The sequence below is a fragment of the Streptomyces sp. 8N616 genome (assembly GCF_052246385.1).
GTDB lineage: Bacteria > Actinomycetota > Actinomycetes > Streptomycetales > Streptomycetaceae > Streptomyces.
Window position 1 is genome coordinate 162466 of the sequence record NZ_JBQQBY010000018.1, and the last position, 12458, is coordinate 174923.

Here is a 12458-nt window from a genome sequence, read left to right on the forward strand (position 1 = left end):
GCGGGGGAGCCGAGTCGCGCCGGAGGCCGCGTCACAGGCCGGTTGAAGGCTCGTCGCCGGGATGTCAGCGGTGGACGCGAGCGATGAGCAGGGCGACGTCGTCGTGGTTGCCGGGGTGGCGCAGGGCGTGCAGGAGCTGGTCGCAGGTTTCTTCCAGGTCGGTGCGGGGGTCATGGAGGAGGGTGAGCAGGAGGCTGAGGCGGGTGTCGATGTCCTGGTGGCGCGTTTCGATCAGGCCGTCGGTGTAGAGGAGGAGTTGGTCGCCGGGGAGGAGGGGGACGGTGGTCGTGTGGAAGACGATGTCGCCGACGCCGAGGGGGGCGGCGGTGGGCAGGTCGAGCAGCTCGGGCGGGCGGCCGGGCCGTAGGAGGACTGGGGGCAGGTGGCCTGCCGTGGCGATGCGGCACTCCTCGCTGTGGGGGTCGTAGACGGCGTAGAGGCAGGTGGCGATGGCCTGGTCCAGCCCGGTGCTGCTGCGGTCGACGTGGTGCAGGATCTGGTCGGGGTCGAGGTCGAGGTCGGCCAGGGCCCGGGTGGTGGTGCGTAGCTGGCCCATCGTGGCTGCGGCGGTGACGCCGCTGCCCATGACGTCGCCGACGACGAGGGCTGTCTTGTCCGCGGTGAGGGGGATGACGTCGAACCAGTCGCCGCCGACTTCGCTGGCGGCTCCGGCGGGCTGGTAGCGGTAGGCGATCTCCAGGCCCGGCTGGGGCGGTGGCGGGTGGGGCAGCAGGGAGCGCTGGAGGGTCAGGGCGACGGTGCGCTCGCGCTGGTACCAGCGGGCGTTGTCGATGGAGACCGCCGCCCGGTTGGCCAGCTCTCCGGCGAGGACGAGATCGTCGTCGTCGAAGGGCAGCGGGTTGCGGATGCGCTTGAGATCGAGGGCGCCGAGCACGGTGCCACGCGCGATCAGCGGGACGGCCAGGTAGGAGTGCAGACCGGCGCGGCCCAGGAGGAGGGCGGCTTCGCCGTTACGGGCGATGTGCGGCAGGTCGCCGTTGGTGACGTGGGGGACGAGGACGGGGGCACCGGTGGTGACGACCTGGGTGACCAGCCGGTCGGTGTCGTACCGGGTGGGCTCGCCCACGGGGTCGGCGGCGCGGATGGCCTCGGTGGGGTAGGCCGCGGCCACGGCGAGTGCGCGGAAGAGTGCGGGCTCGGCGGGTTGCGTGCCGGGGAGGCTGGGGTGGAGCAGCGTGGTGTCGAGGACATCGACGGCGGCCAGGTCGGCGAGGTCGGGGACGACGATGTCGGCGAGTTCGCGGGCGGTCTGCTCCAGGTCGAGAGTGGTGCCGATGAGCACGGAGGCGTCCGCGATCAGAGCGAGACGCTGGCGGGCGTGGTGGGCCTCGGCGGCCGCGCGGTGCCGGTCGGTGACGTCGACGACCGAGGTGGCCAGACCGAGGACCTTGCCGTTGGGCGCTTCCAGCCGGTGGTAGGAGACCGACCAGGCGTGCTCGGTCTCCGGGTCGGCCGGGGTGCGGCCGAGGAGGTTCTGGTCCACCAGGGGAGTGCCGGTGGCCAGGACCTGGCGCATCGCGGATTCGATCACGTCGTTGTCCAGCCAGGACACGGGTTCGCGCACCCCTCGGCCGATCTGCTGGTCGGCGGGCAGGCCGCTGATCCGCTCGAACGCCGGATTGACGGTGACGTAGTGCAAGCCGGTGTCCAGGACCGCCAGGCCGATCGGCGACTGCGAGACCAGCCGTGTGGACAGGGCCACGTCCCGCTCCACCTGGCGCAGGGTCGCCTGGTTGGTGGCGAGCCCGAGCGCGTAGAAGTCCCCGCGGTCGTCGGTCAGCCGCATGTTGCGGAACTCCAGCAGCCTGCTGCTGCCGTCCTTGTGCCGCACGGGGAAGACGCCCGCCCAGCTCTCCCCACTGCTCATCACCTGGGTGAACAAGTGAAGGATGAGGTCCAAGTGCTCGTCGGCGACCATCAGCCGGGCGGCGTACCGGCCCAGGGCCTCCTCGGCGGTGTAGCCCAGGAGCTGTTCCGCCTGCGGGCTCCACAGCACGATCCGCCCCTCCGCATCCAGCACCACCGCCGCGACGGCCAGTACGTCCATCAGCCCGCCGGGAGGCGAAGGACCGAAGGCGGCACGGCCGGGCGCGCCCCCGAGATCGTCGTGGAACCGTTCGGAGCCCATGCTCAGCCGCTCCCTCCGCCCGTCTGCGGGAAGGCCCGGATGTGCTTCCATCGTCTCTCAGCACCGGTGGAGCCCGCAGCTTCCGCAGGAGCAGTCCCGGCGGGGTATCACCCGGGTTCCAGCCCCTGCAGTCGTAACCTTTAGCGTTACGACTGCAGGGATCGGTCTCACCCCGGCCCGCCGGTTCGCCGCGGAAGGCGCGACCGCGTACCCCACCGGCCAGCGCAAGGCCGAGCTCGACGCGGTCCAATCCCACAACCGGATCGCCATGGCCGCCGAGCCATCACCGATCCGTGTCGGAACTTCGGTGATCGGCGCATGAGCCCAGGCCTGCCGCGGGCGGGAAGGCGTGGGCCGCCGCGACGGTCGGGCCGGCCGTAGGGCGGACATGAAGGCGCTTGCCACGCTGGCCCGGCTGTATGTGGATGACCTGGATCGTGCTCTGCTGGCCCTGCGCGACCTGACCGGCCGGGAGAGCGGGGGGCGGTTCGCGTACGGCGACGTGGAGGTGGTGAGTATCGGCGGCTTCCTGCTCGTCGCCGGCACTGACGAGGCCCTCGCCCCGTTCCGGCACGTCCAGAGCACCGTGCTCGTCGACGACCTGGACGGCGTGCAGGAACTTCTGAACGCGCGCAGCGGAGAGATCCTCTCGGGGCCGAACCAGGTGCCGACCGGCCGGAACGCCATCGTCCGGCACCCTGGGGGAGTCGTATTCGAGTACGTCGAGCGCACGGCCTGACCCGACGTTGCGGCAGTCGGCCGGAGCGGGCCGCCGAGGGCAGCGGAACACCGGGTTCGCCGTGCACCCGCCCCAGCCCGGGCGGGGATTCTCCCGCGTCGGGCGCAGCACCGGGGCGCGAATGGGGTGCACAGTCCGTGCAGGGTTTCGCGGTTGGCGCGGACCGCCGGCCGGGGCGGGAGATCGGCCGGATCATGACCCCCAGTGGGGCGGGCTGCCGACTAACGTGATGTTGCCAACGGAGGGGGCGGCCATGAGCACGGACACGACAGTGGACCTCGGCGCACTCGGCGAGGACTTCGTCCGGAACCCGTATCCGGTCTACGCGGAACTGCGGACGCGCGGCCCCGTGCACCGGATCCGGATGCCCGAGGAAGCCGACGCCTGGCTCGTCGTCGGGTACGAGGCCGGGCGAGCCGCACTCGCCGACCCGCGCCTTTCGAAGGAGTGGAGGAATGCCTCGGACTCCCTGACGCTGAGCAGCGTCGCCGCGGGTTCGCACATGCTGAACTCCGATCCCCCGCGCCACACCCGGCTGCGGAAGCTGGTCGCCCGGGAGTTCACGCCCCGCCGCATCCAGGAGCTCCGACCGCGCGTCCAGCACATCACCGACGAGCTGCTGGACGCGATGCTGGCCCGCCCCGGCGGTCGCGCCGACCTCGTCGACGCGCTGTCGTTCCCGCTGCCGATGTCCGTGATCTGCGAACTGCTGGGGGTGCCGTTCCTCGACCGGGAGCGGTTCCGTACCTGGTCCAACGACTCCTTGTCGTCGCCCAGCCGGGACACGCGGAGAGCGGCGACCGAGGCGGTCTCCGGCTACCTCGGCGAGCTGCTCGAGCAGAAGCGGCAGCGGCCCGGCGAGGACCTGCTGAGCGCGCTGATCCGCACCACGGACGAGGACGGGGACCAGCTCTCCTCCGGCGAACTCATGGGTACGGCCTGGCTGCTGCTGGTCGCCGGTCACGAGACCACGGTCAACCTCATCTCCAACGGCGTCCTCGCGCTGCTCCGCCACCCCGACCAACTGGCCGCTCTCCGCGCCGACTTCTCCCTCCTGGGCGACGCCATTGAGGAGATGCTGCGCTACGACGGCCCGCTCGAGACCCCGACGTATCGCTTCACCACGGAGCCGGTGGAGATCGGCGGCACAGTCATCCCCGGTGGCGGAGAACTCGTCCTCGTCGCCCTCGCCGACGCCGATCGCGACCCGGCCCGCTTCCCGGAGCCGGATCGCTTCGACATCCACCGCGCCCCCCGCGGTCACCTGGCCTTCGGCCACGGCATTCACTACTGCCTGGGCGCCCCGCTCGCCCGCATGGAGGCCGCCATCGCGATCCGTACGCTCCTGGAGCGCTGCCCGGAACTGACCCTGGACGCCCACCCGGCGGCCCTCGCATGGCGCCAGGGCATGCTGATCCGCGGTGTCCGCCACCTTCCGGTGCGCTGGTGACGTCAAGACACGGCCTGAGCAGCCTGTTCGGCGCGATCGCGCCGGTGCTGCGCAGGCCTGTGCGAGGGTGGCGTGCATGGGTGTGACACCGGACGGGCGCCCCATACCGCCCCCGCACGCCGATGAACGGGCCATGCTCGAAAGCTGGTTGGAATTCCACCGAGCCACGCTCGCGCTGAAGTGCGCGGGGCTCGACGACCGTCAGCTGCGCCTGGCCCCGGTGGCACCGTCACCGATGACGCTGCTGGGCCTGGTCCAGCACATGGCGGAGGTGGAACGCAACTGGTTCCAGCGGGTGTTCGCCGGAACCGACGTGCCACCGGTGTACGAGGGTAATGGGGGGCATAGCCGGAAAGCGACAGGGACGTCGCGTCGCGTTCCTCAGGAGGGCCGGGTGGGCACGCTGGTGCGGTAGGCGCCGGGAGTGGCGCCGGTCCATCGGCGGAACGCGCGGATGAATGCCGCCGCATCGGCGTACCCGAGTCGTACGGCGATCTGTTCGACTCCGAGTCCGATGGTGGTCAGCATCTCGACAGCGCGAGCGTGCCGCGCCCCGTCGACGAGACGCCGGTAGGACGTGCCTTCCTCGGCCAGACGCCGGTGCAGCGTGCGGATGGAGACGTGCAGCGCCGCTGCGGCGACGCCCATGTCGGGGATCCCCTCGGGCCACTGCATGAGCAGATCCCGTACCCGCGCGGCGAATCCGGTGTCGGCGCGGCGGGCCAGCAGGAGCCTGCACTCGCGTTCGCACACCTGCATGGTGTGCCGGTCCGCCTGAGGCAGGGGCTGCTCCAGATCCGCTGCGGAGGTCACGATCGCGTTGCGCGGCGCCCCGAAGGCGATCGGCGCGTCGGCGAACGCCTCGTGCGGTGCGGATTCTTCGGGTCGCGGGAAGCGCAGATCCAGCCGGAGGGGCCTGAAGGGCCGCCCCAGAATGGTGTCCAGGATGGTGCAGATGTTGGCCAGTTCCCGCTCGACGAAGAAGTGCCGAACTGGCTGGGGCACAAACCCGTCGTCCAGGACGAGGTGGACCTCGTCCCCCTCCTCCTGAAGGTGGATCCCGACCATGGCGAAGGTGAGTTCCAGGTAGCGGAGTCCCACAGCCGCCGCTTCGCGCAGCGTCGGGCTGGCGAGCAGGGCGAAGCCCCACACGCTGTACGTGCGCAGCGGAATCCGGCTGCCGACCTCCAGCCCCAGCCCAGGAGCATCGCCAGTGGCGCGGACCAGGTTCTGCGCCACCACGAGCTCCTGGACGGCTCGGACGTGCGCGGCATCATCGGCAAGGGCGTTCGCGTCCACACCGCTGCCGTCGAGGCACGCCCGTACGGGCACCCCGCGCTCGACCCCGACGTCCACCATCGCACGCACGCCGGCGATGCCTCGTTTGAACAGCCGCGAAGCTGTGGAGACTTCGTCGACCGCCGTCGTGTGTCCGGAACGGCCAACAGCATGGCCGCCATTGCCTAAAACCAGCACTGCGAATCCCCCTAGCGTCGGAAGGGATGGATGCGGCATATCCCGCCGAGGGTTGCCATTCACCCTAACCGGGACGTGCGTGGGGGCCAGGGGACGTACGTGGAATCAGCCACGGTCATCTGGAGGCGCAGCGCAGCCCCGCAGCCATCGCGTGTGCAACGGCTGTACCGGAACGTGTTCTTGAGCAGGACCGTGAACGCACCGCGTTGGTTGATGGTTGATGGAGGCAACGGGGGCATGCCGTCGGCAGCGTGAGCCATGAGGAGGAAGCAGTTGAGGAGCTGAAACACCTGAAACTCCCCGGTCAAGAAAGACCGCGGAGTTGGATGGGGACCACACTTCCCGAATCGCACAGGCGGAGTGAGCGATGGACGACTTCAGCACGCTTGACGTCATGCTGGTCGACAATGAGGATCTCGTGCGCCGCGGTTTCCGGCAGGCCCTCGGGGAGTCACCGGATATTACGGTGGTCGCCGATACGAGGGTCGGCGACGAGGCACTGCGCATGGTCGGGCTGCGGCGGCCGCGGGTCGTACTGGTCGATGCCGAATACGAATTCATCCGGAAACTCGCCCGGCCTTCCGGGGCTGCAGCATCCGGAATCGCGCCAGGAATCGTGCCCGGAATCATTGTCCTGACGAGCATCGACCTCGACAGCCATCTGTTCAGATCGCTGAAGGCGGGCGCGAGCGGGTTTCTGCTCAAGAGCGCGAGCCAGGAGGAGCTGACCTCAGCCGTCCGTGCGGTCGCTGACGGCGGTGCCTTCCTTTGCCCGAAGATGACCCGGCGGCTGATCGACCGGTTCGAGATCCTCCCACCACCCCATGAGCGCTCCCACGCGGTGGCCCTGGCCGCCCTGAGCGGCCGGGAGACCCAAGTCCTGTGCGGTATAGCCAAGGGCAGGTCGAATCAGGAGATCGCCCACGAGCTGCATGTGACGCCCGCGACCGTGAAGTCCCACGTCTCCCGCATTCTCGCCAAGCTCGAGCTGCCGAACCGGATGCACGCGGCGCTGATGGCCCAGCGGAGCGGACTGGTGCACTCGCCTCAGGCCTCCGCAGCCCCCTAGCCCTTAGTCCCCGAGGCGTCCAACAGACCGCCAAGCCCCCTTCCTCCGGTCCTCCGGCCTCCCCCCGGGGGCCGTGGTCAGGCGGGCTTCGTGAAAGCGAGGACCACGTTGTGACCGCCGAAACCGAAGGAGTTCGAGATGGCCGCGGTGACGTTGGCGGCCCGCGGGCTTCCCGTGACGACCTCCACCTTCACCTCGGGGTCCTTGTCGTCGAGGTTCCTGGTCGCGGGAATCACGCCGTTGACGATGCTCAGGACCGTGAAGATCGCCTCGATCGCGCCGGCCCCGCCTATGAGATGGCCCGTCATCGACTTGGTCGCCGTCACGAGAACATGCGGACCGAGCGATTCCAGCACTGCCGAGGCCTCGATACGGTCACCGACGGGCGTACCGGGAGCGTGAGCGTTGACATGAGCGATGTCCTGCGGGTCGAGGCCGCCGGAGCGCAACGCCTGGCGGATCGCACTGATCTGACCGTCCGCTGAAGGAGCTGTCATGGCGTGCGCGTCGGAGCTCATCCCCGTACCGGCGAGCGTGGCATACATCCGCGCGCCACGAGCTTTTGCGGATTCGGTTCGTTCCAGTACGACGACGCCGGCGCCCTCGGCCATGACGAAGCCGTCGCGGGCGCTGTCGAACGGCCGCGATGCGCGCTGAGGTTCCTCATGACGGCTGGACAGGGCTCCCATGCGGGCGAAGGCCGCCATGGACAGCCGGCCGAAGCATGCCTCGGTGCCGCCGGCGACCACGACATCGGCCCGCCCGGAACGCAGTATGGCGAGCCCCATGGCGATGGCCTCCGCTCCGGAGGCGCAGGCGCTGGTCGGCGCGTGGGCGCCGGCGCGGGCGTTGAGAGCCATGCTCACGGCGGCGGCCGAACCGTTGGGCATCAGCATCGTCACCGCGAACGGCGATACGCGGCCCGGTCCCTTCGCCGAGGACACGTCGTGCTGGTCGACCAGCGTCCTCCCCCCGCCCAGGCCGGTGCCGATCACCACGGCCAACCGCTCCGGCGCCACCTCGGGCGAGCCCGCGTCAGCCCATGCCTGCCGGGCCGCCACCATCGCTATCTGCTGGCAGCGGTCCATCCGCCGGGCCTCGACCCGGTCCAGCACCTCGGTCGGTTCCCGGCTCAGCCGGCCTGCCAGCCGTACGGGCAGGTCGCGGGCCCACGGTTCGTCGAGCACGGTGATCGGGGACGCGCCGGCGAGCAGTGCCGTCCAAGTGGAGTGGACGTCGCCCCCCAGCGGCGTGGTCATTCCCAAACCGGTGACCACAACGCCGGTCGTACCGAGGACTTCCCCGTCCGGAAGATCGGGGAGATCGGGGAGCTTCGGGTAGCCAAAGAAGTATTCGTCAGATGCTTCGTAGGACATCGCTGTTCCCTTTCTGAAGCCTTCTGGGGAAGTGTTCTCCCTTGGACACGGGCCATTCGTCGTCCACTGGCCGTCCTCATGACGGTAGCCAGTACGAGGCGCTTTCCGTAACGGCCGTCGGACGGAATCGTGAGGGCGACCTGAGGCCCGTCGACATCCGTCTTCCGGGTTACTCGACACTCGCCTCCAGTAGGGGGGTCGACGCCGTCCGGCGGCGGATACCCGATATTTCCCGGCCGACTTAGCATCTCTTCGAGTCCGAATGACCGCGGCGCAGGCATACGGCATTGGCTGGGTGATGGCCGAGTCCTGGCCGGGTCAGCGGGAGGAATGGCGCAGGCACGGGAAATGGCCAGGCCGAACAGGAGGAACACGATGTCAGAGGATGCCGTCACGGAATCCCGGCTCGAGCCGACCACCTTGGTCGAGCTCTGCCGGTACCGCGCATCCAGGGAGCCCGATCGACGGATGTTCGCCTTCCTGGAGAACGGCGTCGAAGAGTCCGACTCGCTCACCCTCGCCCAACTCGACGCCCGAGCACGGGCCATCGCCGCGCGTCTGAGCGGGCATGCACCGCCGGGTGCCCGCGCCGTGCTGAGTTACCCGCCGGGCCTGGACTTCGTGTCCGCCTTCTTCGGCTGCCTGTATGCGGGCCTGATCGCGGTGCCGGCTCCTCCGGTGCTGCGCGTCGGTGTCGACGACCGGTATACGCGCTTCCGGGCCATCGTCAACAGCTGCCGGCCGGATCTGCTGCTGTCGAACGCGTCCCGGCTGGACCGTGTCGACGCGTTGCTGAAGGACATGCCGACATCCCGCCGTCCGACCTCTGTGGCGACCGACGAGATCAGTGAGACGGACGCATACGGCTGGAATGCCCCCCACATCGACCCGGACACGGTGGCGTACCTGCAGTACACCTCCGGCACAACCGGTCCGCCCCGGGGCGTGGAGCTCACCCATGGCAACGTCCTGAACAACCTCTCGCTGATCCTGGCCAACGGCACCCGGGCCACGGAGGACATCGACCGGCTGCCCCCCGTTGTGTCCTGGCTGCCGGTGTTCCACGACATGGGACTCATCACCGGGGTCCTGCAGCCGATCTATGTCGGATACGACGCCGCACTGATGCCGCCGACGGCGTTCGCCCAGCATCCGGTCAACTGGCTGCGCGCGATATCGGACCGCGGGGCGGGCATCAGTTCGGCACCCAGCTTCGGGTACGAGCTGTGCCTGCGGCGCGTCTCCGAGCAGCAGCTGCGTTCCCTCGATCTCAGCGGCTGGCGGATCGCCGTGGTCGCCAACGAGCCGGTACGCGCAGAGATGATCGACCAGTTCAGTGCCATGCTCGCCCCGTACGGCTTCCGCCGCGAGGCGTTCTTCCCGAGTTACGGCATGGCCGAGTCCACCGTCATGCTCAGCGGCGGGCCGGTGGAGCCCGAACCGGTGATCCGCAGGTTCGATGCGGTGGCGCTGGCGAAAGGCAAGGTGCAACGGGCCGGGCCCGAGGACGAGGCCCGCCGACTGGTCGGGCTGGGCCAGTTGCACCCGTCCATGACCATCGCCGTGGTGGATCCCGCCACCGGCGAACCGTGCGCCCCGGACGAGACAGGGGAGATTCTGGCCTCCGGACCGAGTATCGGCACCGCGTACTGGAACGACCCTGAGGAGACGGCGCGCACGCTCAACGCCACCGTGCGCGGCCACGACGGCCGTCGGTTCCTGCGGACCGGCAGCCTCGGCTTTCTGGACGGCGGTCAGCTCTTCGTCACCTGCCGGGTGGCCGACCTGATCGTCGTGGACGGGATGCAGCACTACCCGTACGACATCGAGGCGGCCGCGGCGGAGAGCCACCCCGCCCTACGGGAAGGCCGCTGCTGCGCCGTCACCGTCGAGGACGGCCGATGCGCGCGCCTCGTCGTCCTGGCCGAGATCGACAGCCGGTACTCCGTCGCGGCCGACGCCGCCCCGGACAGGCCGTCAGGTGTCCGCGTGACCGTCGAGGCGGGCGAAGTCGAAGAAGCGATCCGGGAGGCGGTGTTCGCCGCCCACGGCCTCCGCGCCGACGACGTCCTTCTGGTCAAGGCCGGTTCGCTGCCGTTCACCACCAGCGGCAAGCTGCAGCGCGCACACTGCCGGTCCAGGTACCGGGCGGGGGCATTCGAGACGGTCTGACCATCGCTCCATGCAGGGAGGCGCGCGAACTGCCGCCGCCTCCTCCTCCTTCCTCCGTTTGGAGTGGTCTCATGCGAACCCATCATCAGCACGGTGTCCGCCTGCCCGAGGGGGTGGCAGGCGAGCACGGCGTACTGCCGACGGTGATCGACCTCTGCCGGGCTCGTGCGGCAGCCGAGCCCGACCGGAAGAACTTCGTGTTCCTGGGCGACGGTGCCGAGGAGTCCGACTCACTGACCCTGGCCGAACTCGACCGCCGTGCACGGGCGATGGCCGTGACGCTGCGCAAGCACGCTCCCACCGCGCGCACGCGCGCGCTGCTGAGTTACCCGCCCGGACTGGAATTCCACGTCGCCTTCCTCGGCTGCATCTATGCGGGCCTGATCCCGGTGCCGGTGGCTCCGCTCGACGGCACGCGGGGCAACGCCAAATGGACCCGGGTGGAGTCGATCGCCGCGAGTTCCGAGGCCCAGCTGTTCCTGTCCACCGGCCCTCTGCTCGCCGCAGCGGAGCCGGTCCTCACCGGCACCGATGGGCTCGCCCGACTCGACCGGGTGGCGACCGACGAGGTGTCCCTGGACCTGGCCTCGCAGTGGACCCCTCCGGTGGCCGCCGCTGAGATGGTCGCCTACCTGCAGTACTCCTCGGGATCGACCGGCGTCCCGAAAGGCGTCGCGGTCACTCACGGCAATGTGCTGCACAACCTGTCGCTGATATACGACAGCACGCGCCGGCCTGCCGACGACGCCGGACTGCCCCGCCCGTCGTCGGTGTCGTGGCTGCCGCCGCACCACAACATGGGCCTCATCTGTAATGTCCTCGACCCCCTTTTCTCCGGCCGTGACGCCACCCTGCTGCCGACGATGACCTTCGTACAGCGCCCGCTCACGTGGCTGCGGGCGATCTCCGAGCTCGGACGCGCGGACAGCTGCGCGCCGAACTTCGCCTACGACCTGTGCGTCCGCCGGGTGACCGGCGCTCAGCGCCGGCAACTGGACCTCAGCGGCTGGGAGATGGCCATGCTGGGAGGTGAGCCCGTCCGCTCCGATACGCTCGACCGCTTCAGCGCGGCATTCGCGGACACCGGCTTCCGGCGCGAGGCGCTGTGCCCCGCGTACGGCCTTGCTGAGGCAACGGTGCTGGTCACGGCCGGTCCGGTCGGCCAGCGCCCGAAGGTCCTGCGGCTGGACTCCGCGGCGCTCGCCGCCGGAAAGGTGCGCGCAGCCGAGCCGACAGCCGGGTCGACAGGCCAGTCGACAGCCGAGCCGGTGCAGGACAGCCGCGAGTTGGTCGGCTGCGGCCGGATCCATCCGTTGAGCACGGCTGTCGCCGTCGACCCGGCGACGGGAAAGCGCTGCGGAGAGGACGAGGTGGGCGAGATCTTCGTATCCGGCCCGAGCGTCGCAGCCGGGTACCTGAACGCTCCTCAGGAGAGTACCGAGACCTTCATGGGGTCCCTTCCCGACCAGCCGGGCGAGCGGTGGCTCCGTACGGGTGACCTCGGATTCGTGCACAACGGGCAGCTCTTCATCACCGGCCGGGCCAAGGACGTCATCATCATCGCCGGTGCCAACCACTACCCGCAGGACATCGAAGCCACGGTCGAGGCCAGCCACCCGGCGGTCCGTCAGTTCGGCACCTGCGCGGTGTCGGTCGACGACGGCACACTCGAACGGGTCATCGTGCTCGCCGAGACGACGGCGGCAGCCGCAGGCGAGACCGGCGGGACCGACGAGGCCGATGAGCTCGTGACCGCCCAAGAGATCAAGCGGGCGATCAGGCGCGCCGTCCATGCGGGGCACCGCATCCAGGTACACGATGTCGTCCTGCTCAAGCCGGGGACGCTGCCGCTCACGACGACCGGCAAGCTGCAACGGCGCGACAGCCGGGACCGGTACCTGGGGGGTTCCTTCGAGGCCGCCCTCATCGAATGAGGGGGCAGGGCGCTGTCGAGTAGCCGCCCCCCTGGGCCTGTGGGAACGTGCCGTCCGCGCCATGGGGCGGCCTGGGGAGGTCGCACTCCACAA

Annotated in this window: 8 protein-coding genes and 1 pseudogene; 6 read left to right on the top strand and 3 right to left on the bottom strand. The window is 69.9% G+C overall.

Annotated elements, in window-relative coordinates; translation table 11 throughout:
* Nucleotides 1–64: 64 nt before the first annotated feature.
* Nucleotides 65–2149: a SpoIIE family protein phosphatase gene (locus tag ACTWQC_RS18580; protein ID WP_443316835.1), complete on the bottom strand. Its 2085-nt coding sequence runs from the start codon at nt 2147–2149 to the stop codon at nt 65–67.
* Between the two features lie 388 nt (nt 2150–2537).
* Here ACTWQC_RS18580 and ACTWQC_RS18585 point away from each other — a divergent pair, with 388 nt between their 5' ends.
* The 3 genes and pseudogenes from ACTWQC_RS18585 to ACTWQC_RS18595 form a co-directional block, all read left to right on the top strand.
* Complete coding sequence (locus ACTWQC_RS18585; RefSeq protein ID WP_443316836.1) at nt 2538–2888, top strand: VOC family protein; 351 nt, start codon at nt 2538–2540, stop codon at nt 2886–2888.
* Nucleotides 2889–3141: 253 nt separating this feature from the next.
* The gene (locus ACTWQC_RS18590; protein ID WP_443316837.1) at nt 3142–4338 is read left to right on the top strand and encodes a cytochrome P450 family protein; all 1197 of its coding nucleotides are present in this window, start codon (nt 3142–3144) and stop codon (nt 4336–4338) included.
* Between the two features lie 76 nt (nt 4339–4414).
* A pseudogene (locus ACTWQC_RS18595) lies at nt 4415–4684 on the top strand (mycothiol transferase); the annotation flags it as partial.
* 35 nt (nt 4685–4719) lie between these two features.
* Here the strand turns inward: ACTWQC_RS18595 and ACTWQC_RS18600 are convergent.
* Nucleotides 4720–5697, bottom strand: a complete 978-nt coding sequence (locus tag ACTWQC_RS18600; RefSeq protein WP_443316848.1) for an AraC family transcriptional regulator — start codon at nt 5695–5697, stop codon at nt 4720–4722.
* Nucleotides 5698–6181: 484 nt separating this feature from the next.
* Between ACTWQC_RS18600 and ACTWQC_RS18605 the strand changes: the two genes are divergently transcribed.
* On the top strand, nt 6182–6883 hold the full coding sequence (locus tag ACTWQC_RS18605; RefSeq protein ID WP_443316838.1) for a LuxR C-terminal-related transcriptional regulator: 702 nt from the start codon (nt 6182–6184) through the stop codon (nt 6881–6883).
* 77 nt (nt 6884–6960) lie between these two features.
* On the opposite strand, the gene ACTWQC_RS18610 is transcribed toward ACTWQC_RS18605, so the two are convergent.
* Entirely contained in the window at nt 6961–8259 is a 1299-nt protein-coding gene (locus tag ACTWQC_RS18610; RefSeq protein ID WP_443316839.1) for a beta-ketoacyl-[acyl-carrier-protein] synthase family protein, read from the bottom strand.
* A gap of 375 nt (nt 8260–8634) precedes the next feature.
* Here ACTWQC_RS18610 and ACTWQC_RS18615 point away from each other — a divergent pair, with 375 nt between their 5' ends.
* Together ACTWQC_RS18615 and ACTWQC_RS18620 are read left to right on the top strand one after the other, a co-directional pair.
* On the top strand, nt 8635–10431 hold the full coding sequence (locus tag ACTWQC_RS18615; RefSeq protein WP_443316840.1) for a fatty acyl-AMP ligase: 1797 nt from the start codon (nt 8635–8637) through the stop codon (nt 10429–10431).
* A 71-nt stretch (nt 10432–10502) separates the two neighbouring features.
* The gene (locus ACTWQC_RS18620; protein WP_443316841.1) at nt 10503–12365 is read left to right on the top strand and encodes a fatty acyl-AMP ligase; all 1863 of its coding nucleotides are present in this window, start codon (nt 10503–10505) and stop codon (nt 12363–12365) included.
* The last annotated feature ends 93 nt before the right edge of the window (nt 12366–12458 follow it).